The following is a 19,076-nucleotide window of genomic DNA, read 5'->3' as shown; positions in this document are numbered from 1 at the left end:
TTCTCACCAGTCTTATTATACTTGCTTATTGTCTTTTCGTCAACCTTATTCTGCGGCTGAGGATGAAGCTTCTGCTGAACTGCTTTCAGTTGCTGAGCTAGACTCAGATGTCTTTGAGCTGCTGGCAGCACTTGATGAAGAAGTTGAAGAACCTGTCGTTTCGATATACTGAGCAAAGACAGATTGGAAAGCACTGTCCTTAACCTTGATGTTGGCATCTTTCAGCTCTTTCGCCACAACGCTTTGGATGAAGCTAGTATCTTTTTCTTTTTGCGCAATGATAATCTTTTTCAGCTTGTCTTTGTAGTCTTTCCAGTTAGAAGATTTCTCTGACTTCTTGACCAGCTTAACAATATAGTAGCTTGCTGAGTACTGTGAATCTGGCACAGTCACAAGGTCTGAAACGCCATTTTCTTCCAAAGCAAAGGCAGCTTTTTGGACAGCATCTGGAACATCAGTAGAGCCAGAGTCAAACTTGATTTCACCGCCTTTTTCCTTAGTGGCAGCATCGGTAGAATTTTCCTTAGCGATTTGACTGAAGTCTGCTCCTTCTGCTTTAGCTTTTTCGAGAACTTCCTTACCTTTGTCTTCGCTGTCAACCTTAATGATTTGAGCTGTTACTTCTGGCGTGTAGTTTTCAAAGGCAGCCTTGTAGTTTTCATCAGTCAGCTCTTTTTCAGCAGCCTTCTTAACAGCATGCTCTACCAGCATATTGGTGCGGATTTGCTCCTTGTAGGCATCTTCGGTCAAGCCGTTTTGAGCCAAGACTTGGGCAAAAGCTGTACCGTAAGCCGTTTTAGACTTTTCGAAAGCATCCTTAACGTCCTTGTCTTTGACATCTTTGCCGTATTTTTCTTCAAAGATGTCTTTGATAGCCATCTGCAGCAAGACCTGCTGAGCTGCACCATTGTTTTTCACTTGATCGTAGAACTCATTGACAGTAATCGTGTTTCCCTTCATGGTCACGATGTCCTTGCCTTCTGAGTTAGAGCATGCTGCTAATACAGCGACTGACAAGAGTGTCACAGCTCCTGCAAATATTTTTTTCTTCATTTTATATTGACTCCTTATTCTTAAAAGTTCACGTTTTCTATTGTAGCACAAATTTGAATTGATATCTTAAATTTTACTAAAAATTTTTGGAAATTAGGAAAAAATCAGAGATGTCATTTTTTTCTAATCATAAGCAGCCCATCTCCCAAGGGAAGCAGACTCGCAGTCAAATCTGGATTGTCCAGAGTTGCGTCAAAAAGACTATGCAGTCCTCGGTAAATAGCTCGTTGACCACGCTTAATTTCTTCAAAAGGCTTGGCAACATCTCCTCCTTGAAAGACATCATCAATGAGGACTAGGCCACCAGGATTAAGGCGCTTGAGGACTTGGGGCAAAAAGACTACATACTTGGACTTGGCAGAGTCCATAAAGACAAAGTCGTAAGAATCCTCCAGTGTCTCAAGCAAATCCATTGCGTCACCTTCCAGCAGGGTGATCTGCTGACGGCTGTCATGCTTAGCAAAATTAGCCTTGGCCAGCTCAATCATCTCTGGATTGCGATCAATAGTCGTAATCTGGGCCTGAGGAGCATGTTCTGCCATCAAAAGGGCCGAAAATCCAATAGCCGTCCCGATTTCTAAAATCTTCTCAGGCTGCAGGCTTTCGAGTAGCAGGCGGAAGTAAGCCACTGTCTCATGGGGAATCACGGGCACATTTTCAGCTCTGGCGAAATCCTCCAGCTCCTGGAGTCCACCAGTGACCGGCTGGAGACGCTGTCTCATAAAGTCTACGACTTCTTCTTTGACCACTGGCCGGCGCATATTGGGATTAGAGTTTTGATTATAAGTCTCGACCATCTTATGCCAGTCCCAACTTTTCTACCAAGGCTTCAAATTCATCCAGACGACGCTCAAAGACAGCAAAAGCAGCGTTCAGGTAATCTTCTTTTTCCATATCCACACCTGCTTTTTTGATGACATTGAGTGGATAGTCAGAGTTCCCAGCTTTGAGATAGTCCAGATACTTGTCCTTGTCTTCCTGACTACCATGGACAATCTTTTCAGCCAAGGCAGAAGCCGCTGAAAATCCTGTCGAATATTGGAAAACATAGTAATCATAGTAGAAATGCGGAATCCGTGCCCATTCGTACTGAATCTGTGGATTATCTTCTTTCTTCAGACCATAGTATTTTTCGTTCAAGTCAGCGTAAAGCTCATTGAGAAACTCGCTGGTCAAAACTTGCCCTTCTTGGTCAGCCTTGTGGATAGCATGCTCAAACTCAGCAAACTGGGTTTGACGGAAGACGGTTCCTCGGAAGCCATCCAAGAAGTGATTGATGATAGCAAAGCGGGTTGCATCATCTTCTACTTCTTCCAAGAGCTTTTCTGTCAGGATGTTTTCGTTAGTCGTCGAAGCAATCTCAGCTAGGAAGATAGAATAGTCTCCATAGACATAAGGCTGGGTCTCACGGGTGTAGCTGGAGTGCATACTGTGGCCTGTCTCGTGCACCAAGGTAAAGAGATTATCCAGCGTGTCCTGCCAGTTGAGCAACATAAAGGCGTTTGTGTCATAAGAACCGCCAGAGTATGCCCCTGAGCGCTTGCCTTGATTTTCATGAACATCAATCCAGCGCTCTGAAAAAGCTGTCTTCACTCGGCTCAAATAATCCTCACCCAGAATAGCCAAAACTTCCTCAGACTTAGCCAAGGCTTCCTCATAAGTGAATTTATAGTCTGTCTCTGACAAAGGAGTGTACATATCATACATCTTCAAATCAGAAATTCCTAAAATCTTCGCTCGCAAAGCGATATAACGCTGCAAAAGAGGCAAATGCTTATTGACAGCTGAAACTAAGCTGTCGTATACACTTTCTGGAATAAAGTCCGCTGACAAGGCCGCTTCACGGGCAGATGAAAACTTGCGGACTTTCGCATTGTAGTTGTGGACCTTGACATTGGTCTGCAGAGTCTTGGCATAGGTATGCTGATACTGCTCGTATACGCTGTAGAGAGCCTCGTAAGCTTCCTTACGGACCTCTCGGTTCTTAGACTCAACCAAGGTGATATAGTTACCGTGACTGAGCTGAACTTCATTTCCATCTTCGTCATGCACCATCGGAAAGACGATATCTGCATTATCCAAGATAGCAAAGGTTTCGCCAGCTGCCCCAAAAATTTCACCAGCACCAGCCAGTAGCTCCTCTTCACGCTGTGTCAGGATGTGGGCTTTCTTTTTCAAAAGCTTGTCAAAATAATGCTGATACAGCTGTAAACCTGGCTGCTCAGCCAGGAAAGCTTGGTACTGCTCTTCTGTAATCGCCATAAATTCAGGCTCGTAGAAGGCAAAGCTTTGACCAAAATCGCTGTAAAGAGTCATACCTTTAGCCTGATACTCTTGGTACTTAGCCACACGTGTATCCTGGTCATTCTTCATGTGAGCATAAGAATAAAGCTTTTCAATACGGCGTATCAAGTCCAGCTGCACTTCAGTCGTTGTTAAGAGACTGTCTGCTGAATCCAGCAAATGCCCAGCCAGACTAGCTGCTTTCTTAACTTCTTCCGAAACCTGAGCCAACTCCGCTTCAAAGGCTTCATCTGTTGGGAAAATGGTGCTCAAATCCCAAGTATATTTTTCTTCAATTTCATTTCTTTGTTTTGCCATAAAAAAAATCCTCCGACTCCCCTATTCTATCACAAAATTCTACTTTTTATAAAACTCAAGTACCAAAATCACATAGTAGCTAGGCAGACAGACTTAATTAATAAAAAAACTCTTTGAACCTAATTCCTGACCAAAGAAAAATTAGATTCCAAAGAGTTCATTGCTAAATTTCTTCAAATTTCGTACCGCTGTTGTCTATAACGCTTACAACTTTTTTAGAAAATTGCCCTTTCATCGAGCTATCTATCTGATCTGCAGCTACTTTCACACTCTCCTGAACAGTCTTTGCGACATCGGTAAAAAGAGTATCATAATTGCTTTGAAGGCTGCTTTTTTGAGCTAACAAAAGAGGAGCTAAAACATTCGTTATAATTTGCTTTTCTATTGCTTTCCTAATTTCTGCCAAATCAGCTGTTTTAGATGGTGAAAAGTAACTTTTTACTGGTGTTGAAGCTATTTCTGATATAAACATAGACTTTTTCCTTTCCTCTACTCTAAACAGCGGATTTATTTAGAATCACGAAGACGACAATAGCTATCTTCAATTTCCCATTCTAAACGGCGTCTCTGCTTAGAGAATGTTTCCAAAACTTTCTCATCTTTTAAATCAAGATTTTTCAATTCCTCGCTGCTAGCCTCTTCTGCCAATATATCATAGGTTTCTATATACTGATTTAAAGCCTGCCATTCGATACTAGTGTCCCTTTCTTGTTTCCGCAAAATAGCAGTCGCCATTTCATACTCTTCTTGTAGCATGTCGGAAAAAGCTTTTTTCTTAGATAGGATGACATCTCGTTCTTTATCAATCTTCAAACGTTCCCGCTGAAGTTCTGAGTATAGTTCCTCCATCTCTTTTTCTTTTTTAGCTATATCCTGCTTCATTGATTGATTTGGTTCCATTGCTCAAAATCTCCTGCTAATGTTTGATCCTTAGCCAGCAACAACTCAATACCAGCTTCAATCTGACCTTGCAAAACGCTAAAGGTAATTCGAAGCATCTGAAATTTAGACAATCGAATATAAAAGTGTTCTTGCAAAGATGCGACCAATGATTGATAATCTGCACCTCCAGCCTGATAGGCTGCAGCCACCTCATCTGGACTAAGACTGAAGCCCTCTGGCACCTTTTCCAACTGCTCTGCTAGCTTTTCCGCTTCGCTAACAACCCGATCTCTAGCCTGCTGCAAAGTGTCATAGCCTAGTTTGATCACATTTACTAAATTTTGAACAGTTGCCTGGGCTTGAACACTATCCAGATAAATCTTTTCATTAGTGCTAAATCCACCCTTAGACAGATACTTCTTCATATTCTGGTAAGGAATCATATTTGCTTTGATGGTATCCTTGATAGTCGTCTTTCCTGTCCCATCCATAAGCACAAAATTTTTATTTTTATCGTAGATATAGCCCTCCATCATATGCTGAGCACCTATTTCCTTTTCGACAGTCGCAATATGATGTACAATACCAGCAGCATTTTCACTGCCAGATAAGCTGTAGCCTAAGCTGACGATATCCTTATGGTCGATATGATTAAAGATCTTATACTTAGCGCTATCCAGTCGAGCCTGCTGTTCCTTGGGCAAGAGAGGATAGATATTAGGACCATTGTAGATATGGACTGTGCCAATATGGCGCATCTCCTCCTCTGTCAGGGTGGATAGAGCATACTGGATATCCATAGAACCCAAAGAATGTCCGTAAAGATCAATCTTGGCATTCGGATACTTACGAATGGTTTCCTTAAGATGCTTAGCCGCATCCTTAAACTGAGCAGGAGGAAACTCTTGTGTCTGTTTGAGATAACTAGCAGCTACCATAATATTCGGTGCAGCAATTCCTGTCGTTAAAGTTCCGCCAGAAACACCTGCAAGATTTGATATAACATTCTTCCTCAGCTCATTGAAAGGATTTTTATTGAAAGAATTAAGGCTCTGCTTCACAACTTGACCAGCATCTTTATTAAAGATTCCGACTACATTTCCTATCTTATTACTTACGTCTCGATCTGCCTTATCTAGTTCTTCTCGGCTTTTTTGAGTAATAATATTTTTTGAATGACGATAAACAAAAGGGGTAGCATATTCTACTGCACCTATAGGTCCCAGACGGTGAGACGCCGTCACAAAGTCTGTAGGCAGCCAATCCGTAACAGTATCGTGGATCAACTTAGGAGTGTGCGTCTGGGTCTGAGAGCCCTGCATCATGACTGTCACATCCTGCACCTGAGCACGCTCAGCATCCGAAGCGGAGTAGGGAACAGCACCACGCAAACTCCCATTAGAGTCTTTGATTTCAGCTTCTGTTAAGCCACTTTCTTTATTAGTTAGCACATAGACCTGCTCTTCATGGCCATGTACATTATCATAAATTTGAGAGACGGTGCCGATATATGTTTCGTCACTTAGTTCAACCTCTTGATTAACATTTTTTATCTCATATTCTTGCAAAGCAATTTTAACCTTCTGTTTATCACTAAATGATTTATCATACGTCATGTCATTCTCCCCTCAACTTCTTTGCAAGCTCACCAGAAATTACGTACCCTGTATGTTCTAGCTTCCCATCAGACTCTTCCATCAATGTTGTGGTAATTGTTAATTCCGGGTCATCGTTTATTATAAGCTCAACTATTAAGCCACCCATGGGATTATATTTAAGATTTTTTTCATTTATTGTATATTTTTTTATTATCCCCTTTTCTGTCAGTGCTTCAGGATCTTTCTTCCTTAACATTTCCTCAATTAACTTTTTAGATTTCTGACTCTCCGCAATCTGAATCATTTCTTCTTGTTCTGAACGACTGTTTACCATACTACAACCTCCTAAAAACATAGCTGAACTGAGCGTGAAGATACTCAGAAAAATGACAAAAATTTTTTTCATGGCAGCTCCTTTCGTTTCTTATCTTTGCTAAAACTGGAGCCTTAACAAAAATGGGAAACTAGATTTAGATTAATGTTTTATATTGATTATTATACTATTTTCCCAAAGAATATGAAAGCGGAATCATCAAAGATTCATAAATATAAAATGCTTTATCATATGTCATGTCATTCTCCCCTCAACTTCTTTGCAAGCTCACCAGAGATTACATATCCTGTATGTTCTAGCTTCCCATCAGACTCTTCCATCAATGTTGTTTTAATAGTTAATTCTGGGTCATCATTGATTATAAGTTCAATGATTAATCCCCCCATTGGATTATAGTCTAATTCATTTTTGTTAATTGAATATTCTTTTATAATCCCCTCCTCTGTCAATGCTTTAGGATCTTCCTGTCTTAGTAATTCTTCTATTGCTCTCTGCGCTTTCTTCCCCTCCGCAATCTGAATCATTTCTTCTTTTTCTGACCGATTATTTAGCAAGCTGCAGCTTCCTAGAAGCATAGATGAACTAATCGTGATGATACTCAGAAAAATGACAAAAAATTTCTTCATGACAGCTCCTTTCGCTTCTCATCTTTGGTAAAGCTAATGTCTTAACGAAAATGACAAGCCACATTTAGATTAACGACTTATATTAATTGTTATACTATTTTTCCAAAGAATATGAAAGCGGAATTATTTTTAAAGATTCATAAAGATAAAAATTTGTTCTTCATGGCCATTTACATTGTCGTATACCTGAGAAAGATTACCAATGTATCCATTCTTACCTGCTATTGAATAATTTCTCCCAAATTCTAATTCACGATACTCTACCAAAGCTGCTGCAACATTCTGCTTATCATTGTACTCTGCATTATTAGCCATGTTAATCCTCTTCTAATAACTCACTCAATTCTTGTGGAATACCATATGATACAACTTCATATTCTCCAGTATCTTCTTCCTGAACAGTCATATCAATATTCAAAACTTCATTCCCATTAATAATTATGTAAACATTTAGTCCACCCATGGGATTATAATCTAACTTATCCTTTTGAATTTCATAGGATTTAATCTTTCCTTCTGGTGTCAAAGCTTTAGAATCTAAACCTTTGAGAAAATTTTCCAAGGCTTTCTTCATCTTTTTACTCTCCGCAATCTGAATCATTTCTTCTTTTTCTGACCGACTGTTTAGAATGCTGCAGCTTCCCAGAAGCATAGCTGAGCTAATCGTGATGATAGTCAGAAAGATGAAAAAATATTTCTTCATGATGACTCCTTTCGCTTCTCATTTTTGATAAAACCGATGCCTTAACAAAAACGAGAAGGCGAATTTAGATTAATTTATTATATTAATTATTATACTATTTTTCCAAAGAACATAATAACGCAATCATTGCTAGGAAGTTATCTAGAAAAACCTTATTCTTCATTGCCATTTACATTTTCTTCATCCATTAGTTCTGTAAGCTTCGGTGACCACACAGTCCCATCCCTGTGAAATTTCCCATTTTCGTCCTCTGTAATGACATAACCTAGTGTTACTTCTTCGTCACCATTAATGATTAAATCAAACATTAATCCTCCCATTGGGTTCTGAGTTAGTGACTTCTTATTAATTTCATAACTTTTAATTTTCCCTTCAGGTGTTAATGCTTGAGGGTCAATCTTTTTCAGCCCTTCCTCAATAACACTCTTCATCTTTTTACTTTCTGCAATCTGAATCATTTCTTCTTTTTCTGACCGACTGCTTGGCATACTGCAACCTCCTAAAAACATAGCTGAACTGAGCATGATGATACTCAAAAAGATTACAAAAATTTTCTTCATGGTGGCTCCTTTCGCTTCTCCTCTTTGCTAAAGCCTACTGGATTAGCACGATTTAGAATTTTTAACTATCTAACTTATTACTTTATTATATTATACAGGATTCTCAAATATTCTAAAACTGAAAGGCTAGCTAAAAGTTTATGGCTTCATCAATGGAAAAATAACGATACTTAGCAATTTTCTCTTATTATCTCATAAAAAGCCGGTGAATAAACAATTTGCAGATTTTTTTGCTGAAGATTAGCATAATATGTCTCAAACTGCTGGTAATAGCTAGTCAGGTCAGTAGTTATCTGACAGAAGGAGGCAGCTTGTATTGGTCTAATCTGTGGATAGAAATCCTCTGTAGTCTTAGTCAAGAGATTATCGCCATTCTGGTAGAGCTGGGCCTGCAGCCTCATCCATCTAGGCTGCTGATAATAAAGCTGACGGCGTATATAATTGCAGATCTGCAGATCTTGCTGGGCCAGAAAACTGTTCAACTCCTGCTTTTGAAAGGGCAAACGCAAAATATCCAAAAGCCGGCCGTGACCAAAGGGAAAGTTCTTGGTCTTGTGCTGGACTTTTCCATGCAGATCTTCGTGAATCAGGTATTTGAGACGCAGAACTTGCTTTTCTTGATCCAGCTCCCAGAGATGAAAGCCCATATTTTTACTAAAATAGAGAAAATCCTTCTGCAGGCGAGTTAGGGAATCCTTGAGCCAAAGTTTTCGCCCCAAAAGCCAGAGAACCTGATAACCATACTGGCGGTAAGAAAGCGTCCGTTCCTGCAGTCGTTCTATACTTAGGGGACTGCACTGGACTTCAAGTGCCAGTTTCCCATCAACTAGCAAATCAGCAATCTGCTGCAGTGCAGGCAAAAAAGCCTCGACCTCAACTTCTTCTGTCTGGACAGCCCAGCGAAAAAGCTCGGCCTTAAGGTTCAGGTGCTCAGCGCTCTCATTTTCCCTGTAAAAACGACACTCTTCTAGCGAAATATGCGCAAAATGCGGCTGCATAACTTTCCCTTTTTTAAAACGGACTGCCCCTGAACAAGCCGGGCAGACGAAATCAGCCCCCTTCTCAATCTTCTCCTCCAGAGCATTACACAAAAGCCCCTTATGATTTCTCGCCACAAACATATCCTAGCCCCCTCTAAAATTTCTCTCATTTACTAAAATATTCGCAAAAGAAAAGAGAAACTATCTAGACAAAAAAACGAGTCAAGAGAGCATCTCTCCGACTCGTTTTCTATTATCCAAATAATTGATTTCCTTTTCGTTCTGGCAATTTTAGAAAGAGGGCCAGGAGACAGACTAAGCAGATAATAGCTGCTAGAAAGAGGTGCATTCCTTCGTAGCCCCAACTGTCCAAAAAGTGACCCGCAAGATTTTGAATGAGAATGGTTCCTAGACTGCGGGCTGTCTGGACCAGAGCAATGGCTGTAACCAGGTATTTTTCATCGACCAAGCTAGCTACGATTTTCAGGGTCACCATTATCAAAACCATGCCCGTCACGTGCTTGGAAAAAAGAGTCATCCCGATTTTCGAAATCAAACCTAGATCCAAGGCATAAACGCTGTACTGGAGAAAGATGATTCCCAAACAGATATAAAGAAGCTTCTTCATCGAAATCTTGTCCATAAAGAGATAGGAATAAAAGATAAAAGGCGCTTCAACCAGAACTGATAGGGCAACAACAGTCGAAGCCATATCCACCTCTAAGCCACTATGCTGTAGCATGGCAGGGATATAGGTATGACCAGTATTCCCCACCCCAGAGTAGAGGGCGACCAAAAGTAAGTAAAAGAGATAGATTTTGTTGGTCAAGAGTTTCCCCAGACCTGTCAGCTTGCGGGTATTTCTGCTTTCTAGGGCTGCTCGGTCGTGCTTGGGCTGGATTCCCAAAAGTCCTATGCTGCTGATAAGCATCATGCCAATAAAGACTGGGAAAATAGCCTGCGGTGAGACTCTTTGATAGATCAATCCTGCCAGCTGAGAGCCTAGTGCATAGCCAATGGTTCCCCAAATCCGAATCTTACCATAAGTATAAGGACTTTGAGCAGCCAGAACATCCATGACTGGATTGACCCCGTTAACCAGCATGAGGACCAGACTATACCAGACCAGTAACTGCCAAAGCTGAGTCGCTTTCATGAAAAATACAGCCCCAACCATCATAACTAGAAAGCTAAAAAGGAAGACCTTTTTAATTCCCAAAGCATCGCTGAGAATCCCAAACAGCGGCTGAGCCAACATGGAAGCAAAGAAGGAAGCTGACACTACCATAGATACTTGGGCATTAGAATAACCTAAGTCCTGCATATAGACTGATATCAGAGTCGAAAAAAGAGAATAGGCTAGAAAGAAAAAATTAAAGAGTAAAAAATGAGCTAGATAGCTGTTGTGAAACTTTTTTCGCATGAAAATCTCCTTAAAACAGAAAGAAAACTCAGCAAAAGAACTGAGTTTTAGCTTGGAAAGTCATTCCGTTCGTATGTGACAGAGGACATTCCCTTTATTCAACATCTGTATTTCTACGACGTTCCTGTTTTGCAGCCTTGCGTTTTTGACGACTGCAGTATTCAAAGTACAGAATGATTAGCAGGATGCCAACAGGCAACAGAATTAACATCTTATCACTGAAGAACACACCATACCAAGGCTTGCTTTCCGACTTGCTGCCAGTCACATTTTCAATAGCCTGAGCAACTGGATTCTCAACTTTCTCGACTTTCATTTCATCAGAGATCTTGCTAGACAAGGTCTTCAAGCCATTTTCAGCCTTGAGAACATTGTTTTCAACCTTGACTTTAGGCTCGGTTCCCTTTTTAACAGTAGCGTAGAAATCCTCAGGCAGCTTATATTTCTGTCCACCAATCTCCTGCTCACCCTTGGATAAGAGTTTTTTGTACTCGTAGTCCGCATAAGCCTTCTCAATCAAAGCATTACCAAAAGGATGGCGGTAATACTCACCGTCTTGGTCAGACCAGTCACCGACTCCCATAATCACAGCAATCATGCGCTGATCTCCACGCTTAATGGTCGCGATATAGTTGAAAGCACCGTTAGGACTAGAGCCTGTCTTCATACCATCTACACCTTTGAGAGCGTATTTAGCACCTGGCAGGGAGTAATTATAGGTTTCAAAGGTTTCCTCGTAAGGAGTTCCGGCTTTAACCGTAACCTTGGCTTTATTAGTATAGTTTAGAATCTCAGGATGATGATTGACAAAGTTATAGGCCAGAATCGCCAAATCACGGGCTGTTGTCTGATTGCTGGCATAATTATCGTAGTTTTGAGGGTTATAGTAGCCCTTAAAAGAAACCGCTGCTGCACCGCTGGCATTGAACCACTTGGTATTCGTCATGCCCAGCTCTTGAGCCTTAGCATTCATCCGATCCAAGAACGCATCTGGGTCATTGTCCGATAAATAATTGGCCAGCATAACGGTTGTCGCATTGGATGACGGCACGATTGTCATGGTAATCAACTCAGATACGGTATAGTCCACACCAGCGACAATTTTATTATTAGAAATTTCATAAATATTAGCAGTGGCTTGATCCTGAGGTGTAGCTGTAATGACCGTCTTTTCGCTGATTTTTCCTTCCTTAATCGCTTCAAAGACCAAGTAAAGCGTCATGAGCTTACTCATACTAGCGGGATCACGCACCTCATCGACATTATCCTCCCAGACAACATCACCTGTACTGCCGTCAATAACGAGAGAAGACTTGGGACGATTAATCGCCTGAACATTATCATGCGGATACATCTTTTTAGCCATATCCACCAATTCATCAGCCCTAGCAGCTAACGGCGCTAACGAGGTCAGGAACACAATTCCCAATAACAAAAGCTTTTTCTTCACAGGATCCTCCAAAGAACAATTATACCTATCTAGTATATCATATTTTACGCAAAGTCAACCATAAATCTAAAAATCCTACCTAAAAAATAGATAGGAAATTAAGAGACTTTTATCTGGCAAAGCCAGTTTTATAGCACAACATCAAAATCTTAGTGTTTTAACAGGCTAAGCGCTTCCTTATCAGCGATAATCACAACATCTGGATGCTTCTGGAGAGCACTGCCAGGCAGCTCCTCCGTCACCTCACCCTCAACAGTCCCTGCTATAGCCTTGGCCTTAGCTGAACCGTAAGCAAAGAGAATGATGGACTTAGCATTGAGAATGTTGCCAATCCCCATGGAAATGGCCTGAGTCGGAACATCTTCCATCTTGTCGAAGAATCGAGCATTGGACTGAATGGTGGACGGTGTCAAATCCACTAAGTGAGTCTGACTGTCAAAACTGGTTCCCGGCTCATTAAAGCCGATATGGCCATTCGTACCGATTCCCAAAATCTGTAAATCAGCAGGATGCTCTGCAAGAAGCTGATTGTACCTCGCCACTTCTGTTTCTAAATCTTTCGCTGCGCCATTAGGCAGGAAGCTTTCTTTAAAAGGCTTTTGGTTAAAGAGGTGCTGGTTCATGAAATAGCGATAAGACTGAGGATCGTCCTCCTGCAAACCAACATATTCATCCAGATTAACACTGAACATCTCTGAGAAATCAAGATCGCTCTCAACAATCTGCTTGTAAAATCCTTCTGGGCTGCTGCCTGTAGCCAATCCCAACGTTTTTGCTCCCTGAGCTAGTTTTTCTTTGAGCAGCTCGAGAGCCACTTTACCACCTTCTACTTGGTTTTCCACTTGAATAATTTTCATTTTCTACCTCCACTTCTTTTCTTAATTCTATTATATGGTATAGACCAATTTTTGTCAAGAAAAAGTCTGCAAAATAGACATACTTTTTAGTCATGCTCGCTTCCTTTTGCAGCAAATCGTGTTATAATAGAGACATGTTTTTACTGATTGTTTTATTGATTTTATTTTTAGTCGGAGTCTTACTCTGCAGCCTGAGTTTCCTCATGAAAAAACAACCAGGCTGGCAGATTGTAAGTTTGATTTTGGGCGGCTTGCTGACAGCCAGTCCCTTCCTACTGGCCGCCTACCTACTCTGGCTGATGAAAACAATATAAGGAGATACGATGAATACCGCTGATTTTGATTTTGACCTGCCCGAAGAGCTGATTGCTCAGACACCTTTGGAGAAAAGGGATGCTTCCCGCTTGCTAGTGGTCGATAAAGAAACGGGAGCCTTCTCCGACCAGCACTTTGACCAGATTATTGATCAGCTCCAGCCCGGCGATGCCCTAGTGATGAATAATACACGTGTCCTTCCTGCCCGCCTTTATGGTATCAAACCTGAGACAGGGGGCCATGTCGAGCTGCTGCTACTCAAAAATACTCAGGGCGATGATTGGGAAGTGCTAGCCAAGCCAGCCAAGCGCCTCAGAGTAGGTGCTCAGATTTCCTTTGGCGATGGCCGCTTAACTGCTACTGTGGTAGAGGAGCTGGAGCATGGCGGCCGAATCGTACGCTTTGGCTACGAAGGGATTTTCCTAGAAGTCTTGGAAAGTTTGGGAGAAATGCCGCTTCCGCCTTATATCCACGAAAAACTGGCAGACCGCGAACGCTACCAGACTGTCTATGCTAAAGAAAACGGCTCTGCTGCTGCGCCAACTGCTGGACTTCATTTCACAGAAGAGTTGCTGGAGCAGATTGCAGCCAAGGGAGTCAAGCTGGTCTATCTCACCCTTCATGTCGGACTGGGAACTTTCCGACCGGTTTCTGTAGACAGCTTAGATGATCACGAGATGCACTCCGAGTTTTACAGTCTGTCCGAGGAAGCTGCCCAGACACTCCGTCAGGTTAAGGCTAATGGCGGCCGTGTCATTGCAGTCGGAACGACATCTATCCGCACCTTGGAGACAATTGGTAGTAAATTTCAGGGTCAGATTCAGGCTGACTCTGGCTGGACCAATATTTTTATCAAGCCGGGATACAATTGGAAGGTCGTTGATGCTTTTTCAACCAACTTCCACCTGCCCAAGTCAACTCTGGTCATGTTAGTCTCTGCCTTTGCCGGACGTTCCTTAACACTTGAAGCTTATGAGCATGCTATTGCTGAGCGCTATCGCTTCTTCAGCTTTGGTGATGCTATGTTTATCAAATAACTATAGGTGAAAATTTATGAATAAAATTGAAAGCAGACACCGTCTCATCCGCTCCTTAATCATGGAGAAAAAAATCCATACCCAGCAAGAACTCCAGGAGCATTTGGAAGCAAACGGCGTCATTGTAACCCAGTCCACTCTTTCACGAGATATGAAAGCACTCAATCTGGTCAAGGTCAGTGAGAACGATACTTCCTACTATATCATCAATAGCATAGCACCATCCCGTTGGGAAAAACGCCTTCGTTTCTATATGGAGGATGCTTTGGTCATGCTGCGGCCAGTTCAAAACCAAGTCGTTATGAAAACCCTGCCTGGGTTGGCCCAGTCTTTCGGTGCAATCTTAGACGCTCTAGAGCTACCACAGATTGTAGCTACTGTCTGCGGCGATGATGTCTGTCTGATTATCTGCGAGGATGATCAAGGGGCCCTTGACTGCTTTGAGAAGCTCAAAGAATTCACCCCACCATTCTTCTTTAGTAAATAAAAGCTGAGACAACATTGCCTCAGCTTTTTCTATTTACGATTTTTCCTCAATGAAACACATTAGCAAATCAGAAAGACATACTTGACTAGAGCAATGCATTACCGAAGATAGTTTCAAAAAGTCAGCATTTAAGGTGTTGTAGCCAAACGATAAACGGCTTCCGCGTAAATATCCATGGCCCGATATAGATCATCTAAGCGCAATCGTTCATTGACCTGATGCTCTGTCTGATCAGCTCCCGGAAAGAGGGCGCCGAAGGCAACACAGTTAGGCATAGTACGAGCAAAGGTCGCTCCGCCCGACGACATGGCTGGACTGTTGTCTCCTGTTTTCTCCTGATAAATTGCCATCAGGGTGCTGACCAACTCGCTGTCCAAAGGTACGTAGAGCGGAGCCAAGTAATCAAACTCCTGATAGGTCAGCTCGTATTGACTGGCTATTTCTGCCAGCTTTTCAACAAGCTTTCCCTTGTCTGCCAAGACCGGAATCCGCATGTCAATCCGAATCTCAGAGCGGTCAGAGCTTAAAGTCAGACCAGCAACATTAAAGGAAAGAAAGCCCGTCGGTTCGTCAGACACAGGCCCAAAGAGATGGCTGCCTGTCGCATCTTCACCAACCGCCTGAGCCAGAAATGCAAGAGCCGGATGCGAATCCAAGGGCTGCAAGACCTTGGCTAAGCGAATAATGGCATTGACTCCTTGGGCAGCATCCTTGGCGTGCTTAGGCAAGCCGATAACCGTTACTTCTTCTGCCGTTCGCTCAAATTCATATCCTAAACCTTCCAAGCCAGCAACAACTGACTCCAGTAAGTCACCCGAATAGGAAGCCTTGTCAGGAACGACATTAAAAGCTTGACCAGCTTCGAGCTCTAAAGTATCAGAGCCTGGCCCTTCCAGCTTAAGCTGCAGAAGCCCCTTCTCAGCATAGGTCAAAGGGAAGGAAGAGTCAGGTGCAAAGCCAAGTGCAGCCTGCTCTTCTAGCTGGTTATACCTACCCATACAGCGCCAAAGCGTCTCCTCATCTGTACCAAAGATAAAGCGAACCCGCTTTTTAAATTCCACTCCGCTATCCAGCAATGCTTTTACAGCATAAAGAGCGGCCATAGAAGGTCCCTTGTCGTCCTGCACCCCACGGCCGAAAATCCAGCCATCCTTGACAGTGGCTTTAAAGGGCGGCGTCTGCCAGTCCGACTCATCACCTGATGGAACAACATCCAAATGACAGAGAACGGCCAGGAGCTGAGCTCCATGACCGATTTCTGCATATCCGTAATAACCTTTAGGGTCGAGGTAGGTTGTAAAACCGAGTCCCCGACAGATTTCTAAAGTTTTTTCTAGGACATCCTGGATAGCTTGTCCAAAAGGTGTTCCATTTTGACCTTCCTTCAGTACTGAAGGATAGGAAACGATTGTTTTCAAAGATTCAAGAAAATCTTCTTTAACTTCTTCCGTTATAAAATTTTTCATGGAATCACCTCAGCTTCTAGCTTATAGGAACGGTAAGAAAGTTCCTAGGAGTAAGAGACCAATACTGATCGCAATGATAGCTACAATCAGCTTACCGATAAATTTCCACCAAGTTCCGATATTGATACGTCCGAGTGCCAAAGCCCCCATAACGATACCAGAAGTTGGAGCAACCAGGTTCAGCACACCTGAAGCAGACTGGTAAGCTGTGATGATTAAGCTTGCCTTGACATTGACAAATTCTCCCAAAGGAGCCATGATTCCCATAGTCGCACTGGCCAGACCAGATGATGATGGGATAAGGAAGGACATTGGCAGGTAGAAAATGTAGGTCAAGACGATAAATACTTGTGATGACAAACCACTGAGTCCTTGTTTACCCCAGTTGAGGATAGTATCTGTAATCATACCATCGTTCATGATAACTTGGATACCACGGGCGATTGCTACGATCAGGGCTACGCTAAGCAGGTCAGCTGCACCGTTCATAAAGGCAGAGATAATCTTGTCTTCCTTGAGACCGTAAACAGCGCCAATCAAGATTCCCATGAAGGCAAAGAGCATAGCTCCTTCTGGGAAGTACCAAGTACCCAGTGCAGAAGTAGATGATCCAACAATCTTACCAAGAACTGGAAGACCAGTCAGCCAGGCATTGATGTCCTTAAAGATAGTAATACCGAGATCCGTCCAAGGAATGAAACTCAATACCATAAGGACAAATGTCATGATGAACAGGAATAGAACTGTTCTTTGTTTTTTGCTCAGAGTTGACTCAACAGATGAAGAAGTTTCAACGTTAAAATGTTTCAAATCTTCTTCACGAGTGCTGTAAACCAATGACTTGGTCGGATCTTTTTGAATCTTATCTGCATAGCGGTAAACAAACCAAGTGCTGAGAGCTGTCAGAACAACCAAGAATATAAGACGAAGGACAATCCCTTCACCAGTTCCAACACCAGCAGCCTCTGAAGCGATAACAGTTGCAAATGGATTTAGCGTAGAAGCCAAACATCCGATTTGCGAACCAAGCAGGATAATAGCCACCCCAGTCAGACTGTCAAAACCAACCGCCATCATCACCGGCACCAAAAGCGGATAGAAGGCCATAGTTTCCTCACCCATACCATAGGTAGTACCACCGAGGGCAAAGAGAGGCATCAAGACAACAATCAGCATCTTTTCGCGACCCTTGTACTTCTTAACGATGGAGGCAATCCCTACATCCAAAGCACCAGTTTCATTGACAACACCAAGGAAACCACCGACCATGAGGATGAAGAAGGCAACATCAATGGCTGCGCTTGTCTCCTTAATCAAGGATCCTTCCTCAGGATGCGTACCCAGCATTGCACGAATCGGTGCCATCAGGACATCCCAAATTCCTTGTGGATTTTGGGGCTGAGGCTGATAAACACCTTTTACAAAAGCCCCGGCTGGGATAATCCAAGTCAGCACTGCCATAATGGCAATGATTATCAACAATACGGTGTAAGATGAAGGCATCTTAAACCCTTTTTTTGTTTTTTCACTCATTTGTATTCCCTCCTAAAAATTTTTTAACGAGGTTATGAACCTGCATTCCCCTGTATGAGCAAACAAGAAAACGCTTACTTTGTTTTTATTTTACCATATTAACATTGAAAAAGCCAGTATTTTTGAAAATAATCAAAGATTTTCAGGAAAAGACTTGCAGCAGCGACAGAGTTCAGCTGCTATCGACTTTCAATCAGTTCTATGCTTAGCCTTTTTCAATAATCGTGCCGCTTTCAGACTCAATCAGAGCTCCCAGATTTTCCAGAGATGTGATAACTGCTTTCCCTTCTGGACGACCATTGACAAAGGCGATAGCTGCTTCTACTTTTGGAAGCATGCTGCCTGGTGCAAATTGTTCTTGCTTGATGTATTCTTCCAACTGAGCAACATTCACATGTTCCAGCTTTGCTTGGTCTGGTTTGTTGTAGTTAACAAAGACATAGTCCACACCAGTCAAGACGATGAAGAGGTCTGCATCAACCAACTCCGCTAAGCGCTGAGAAGCAAAGTCCTTGTCAATAACAGCTTCAACACCAGTAAGATGGCCATTGTCTTCCTTGACGACAGGAATACCGCCGCCACCTGCAGCTACTACTACTTGACCTTGATTCAAAAGCGTACGGATCGTTTCAATTTCCTTGATATCCACTGGTTTTGGTGAAGCAACGACCTTACGCCAACCACGGCCAGCATCCTCTTTGAAAGTCGCTCCGCTCTTTTCAGCTTCTGCTTTGGCTTCTTCTTCTGAGTAGAAAGGACCAATTGGCTTGCTGAGGTTGACAAAGGCTGGATCGTTCTTATCAACTACTATTTGCGTCACAACAGAAGCAACATTCTTTTTGATACCTTCATCCAAGAGAGCATTTTGCAAGGCATTTTGCAGCCAGAAGCCAATACTGCCCTCTGTCATAGCCACAAGAGAGTCTAGTGGGAAAGCAGGATTCTTTTCAGAGTCTGCTGCCAACTGTTGCAGCAGCAAGTTCCCTACTTGCGGACCATTTCCATGGGTAATGATAAGATCATCCCCGTTTTTAATCAATTTCACCAAGTGTTTAGCAGTTTCCGCCAAGGCTTCCTGCTGTGCTTTCGCTGATGGGTCAGATGAAAGGATGGCATTTCCTCCCAAGGCTACAACGATTTTACGATTTGCCATTAAATTCTCCTTAAATGC

Annotated in this window: 21 protein-coding genes; 3 read left to right on the top strand and 18 right to left on the bottom strand. The window is 42.5% G+C overall.

All coding sequences use genetic code 11. The annotated features are described in order from the left end of the window. Positions 1 to 45 precede the first annotated feature (45 nt). The 15 genes from prsA to HMPREF1150_RS04465 all read right to left on the bottom strand — a co-directional run bounded on the left by prsA (position 46) and on the right by HMPREF1150_RS04465 (position 13,067). Complete coding sequence (gene prsA / locus HMPREF1150_RS04395) at positions 46 to 1,053, bottom strand: peptidylprolyl isomerase PrsA (protein WP_009659886.1); 1,008 nt, start codon at positions 1,051 to 1,053, stop codon at positions 46 to 48. A 113-nt stretch (positions 1,054 to 1,166) separates the two neighbouring features. Beyond that, the gene (locus HMPREF1150_RS04400) at positions 1,167 to 1,850 is read right to left on the bottom strand and encodes an O-methyltransferase (RefSeq protein ID WP_009659953.1); all 684 of its coding nucleotides are present in this window, start codon (positions 1,848 to 1,850) and stop codon (positions 1,167 to 1,169) included. Position 1,851: 1 nt separating this feature from the next. After that, a complete protein-coding gene (gene pepF, locus HMPREF1150_RS04405; protein WP_009659955.1) occupies positions 1,852 to 3,654 on the bottom strand; it encodes an oligoendopeptidase F in 1,803 nt (600 codons plus the stop codon). A gap of 163 nt (positions 3,655 to 3,817) precedes the next feature. After that, positions 3,818 to 4,126, bottom strand: coding sequence for a hypothetical protein (locus HMPREF1150_RS04410; RefSeq protein WP_002910233.1), 309 nt, complete (start codon positions 4,124 to 4,126; stop codon positions 3,818 to 3,820). A gap of 35 nt (positions 4,127 to 4,161) precedes the next feature. Beyond that, positions 4,162 to 4,554 carry a hypothetical protein gene (locus tag HMPREF1150_RS04415; protein ID WP_009659942.1) on the bottom strand — a complete coding sequence of 131 codons (393 nt, stop codon included), beginning with the start codon at positions 4,552 to 4,554 and terminating at the stop codon, positions 4,162 to 4,164. Continuing rightward, complete coding sequence (locus HMPREF1150_RS04420) at positions 4,533 to 6,152, bottom strand: hypothetical protein (protein ID WP_009659885.1); 1,620 nt, start codon at positions 6,150 to 6,152, stop codon at positions 4,533 to 4,535. The genes HMPREF1150_RS04415 and HMPREF1150_RS04420 overlap by 22 nt, the downstream gene beginning before the upstream one ends. A gap of 1 nt (position 6,153) precedes the next feature. Next, positions 6,154 to 6,540 (bottom strand): DUF1310 family protein, encoded by a 387-nt coding sequence (locus HMPREF1150_RS04425; RefSeq protein ID WP_032905520.1) that lies wholly within the window; start codon positions 6,538 to 6,540, stop codon positions 6,154 to 6,156. 167 nt (positions 6,541 to 6,707) lie between these two features. Further along, the gene (locus HMPREF1150_RS04430) at positions 6,708 to 7,094 is read right to left on the bottom strand and encodes a DUF1310 family protein (protein ID WP_009659943.1); all 387 of its coding nucleotides are present in this window, start codon (positions 7,092 to 7,094) and stop codon (positions 6,708 to 6,710) included. A gap of 129 nt (positions 7,095 to 7,223) precedes the next feature. Then, a complete protein-coding gene (locus tag HMPREF1150_RS04435; RefSeq protein WP_009659840.1) occupies positions 7,224 to 7,409 on the bottom strand; it encodes a hypothetical protein in 186 nt (61 codons plus the stop codon). Between the two features lies 1 nt (position 7,410). After that, positions 7,411 to 7,797 (bottom strand): DUF1310 family protein, encoded by a 387-nt coding sequence (locus tag HMPREF1150_RS04440; protein ID WP_009659872.1) that lies wholly within the window; start codon positions 7,795 to 7,797, stop codon positions 7,411 to 7,413. Between the two features lie 152 nt (positions 7,798 to 7,949). Continuing rightward, positions 7,950 to 8,357 (bottom strand): DUF1310 family protein, encoded by a 408-nt coding sequence (locus tag HMPREF1150_RS04445; protein ID WP_009659932.1) that lies wholly within the window; start codon positions 8,355 to 8,357, stop codon positions 7,950 to 7,952. Positions 8,358 to 8,527: 170 nt separating this feature from the next. Beyond that, a complete protein-coding gene (locus HMPREF1150_RS04450) occupies positions 8,528 to 9,478 on the bottom strand; it encodes a competence protein CoiA (RefSeq protein WP_009659849.1) in 951 nt (316 codons plus the stop codon). A gap of 112 nt (positions 9,479 to 9,590) precedes the next feature. Further along, positions 9,591 to 10,760, bottom strand: coding sequence for an MFS transporter (locus tag HMPREF1150_RS04455; RefSeq protein ID WP_009659962.1), 1,170 nt, complete (start codon positions 10,758 to 10,760; stop codon positions 9,591 to 9,593). 94 nt (positions 10,761 to 10,854) lie between these two features. After that, on the bottom strand, positions 10,855 to 12,210 hold the full coding sequence (locus HMPREF1150_RS04460) for a DUF1958 domain-containing protein (RefSeq protein WP_009659901.1): 1,356 nt from the start codon (positions 12,208 to 12,210) through the stop codon (positions 10,855 to 10,857). A gap of 149 nt (positions 12,211 to 12,359) precedes the next feature. After that, the gene (locus HMPREF1150_RS04465) at positions 12,360 to 13,067 is read right to left on the bottom strand and encodes a glucosamine-6-phosphate deaminase (protein ID WP_009659863.1); all 708 of its coding nucleotides are present in this window, start codon (positions 13,065 to 13,067) and stop codon (positions 12,360 to 12,362) included. Between the two features lie 134 nt (positions 13,068 to 13,201). On the opposite strand from HMPREF1150_RS04465, the gene HMPREF1150_RS04470 reads away from it, so the two are divergent. From HMPREF1150_RS04470 to HMPREF1150_RS04480, 3 genes are read left to right on the top strand one after another with little or no spacing between them, the layout of a single operon-like run. Beyond that, positions 13,202 to 13,381 (top strand): hypothetical protein, encoded by a 180-nt coding sequence (locus tag HMPREF1150_RS04470; RefSeq protein WP_002897949.1) that lies wholly within the window; start codon positions 13,202 to 13,204, stop codon positions 13,379 to 13,381. Positions 13,382 to 13,390: 9 nt separating this feature from the next. Further along, the gene (gene queA, locus HMPREF1150_RS04475) at positions 13,391 to 14,419 is read left to right on the top strand and encodes a tRNA preQ1(34) S-adenosylmethionine ribosyltransferase-isomerase QueA (RefSeq protein WP_009659900.1); all 1,029 of its coding nucleotides are present in this window, start codon (positions 13,391 to 13,393) and stop codon (positions 14,417 to 14,419) included. Between the two features lie 16 nt (positions 14,420 to 14,435). Continuing rightward, positions 14,436 to 14,906 (top strand): arginine repressor, encoded by a 471-nt coding sequence (locus tag HMPREF1150_RS04480; RefSeq protein WP_002896068.1) that lies wholly within the window; start codon positions 14,436 to 14,438, stop codon positions 14,904 to 14,906. A gap of 128 nt (positions 14,907 to 15,034) precedes the next feature. Here HMPREF1150_RS04480 and HMPREF1150_RS04485 read toward each other — a convergent pair whose 3' ends face one another. The 3 genes from HMPREF1150_RS04485 to arcC all read right to left on the bottom strand — a co-directional run bounded on the left by HMPREF1150_RS04485 (position 15,035) and on the right by arcC (position 19,058). Further along, positions 15,035 to 16,372 (bottom strand): dipeptidase, encoded by a 1,338-nt coding sequence (locus tag HMPREF1150_RS04485; RefSeq protein ID WP_009659896.1) that lies wholly within the window; start codon positions 16,370 to 16,372, stop codon positions 15,035 to 15,037. 21 nt (positions 16,373 to 16,393) lie between these two features. Beyond that, positions 16,394 to 17,905 (bottom strand): YfcC family protein, encoded by a 1,512-nt coding sequence (locus HMPREF1150_RS04490; protein WP_009659870.1) that lies wholly within the window; start codon positions 17,903 to 17,905, stop codon positions 16,394 to 16,396. Between the two features lie 205 nt (positions 17,906 to 18,110). Beyond that, positions 18,111 to 19,058 (bottom strand): carbamate kinase, encoded by a 948-nt coding sequence (gene arcC / locus HMPREF1150_RS04495; RefSeq protein WP_009659881.1) that lies wholly within the window; start codon positions 19,056 to 19,058, stop codon positions 18,111 to 18,113. Between the last annotated feature and the right edge of the window lie 18 nt (positions 19,059 to 19,076).

The organism is Streptococcus sp. AS14, assembly GCF_000286495.1.
GTDB classification, from domain to species: domain Bacteria; phylum Bacillota; class Bacilli; order Lactobacillales; family Streptococcaceae; genus Streptococcus; species Streptococcus sanguinis_P.
The sequence above is the reverse complement of the archived record's forward strand: the minus strand, read 5'-3'. Positions and strand labels throughout refer to the sequence as shown.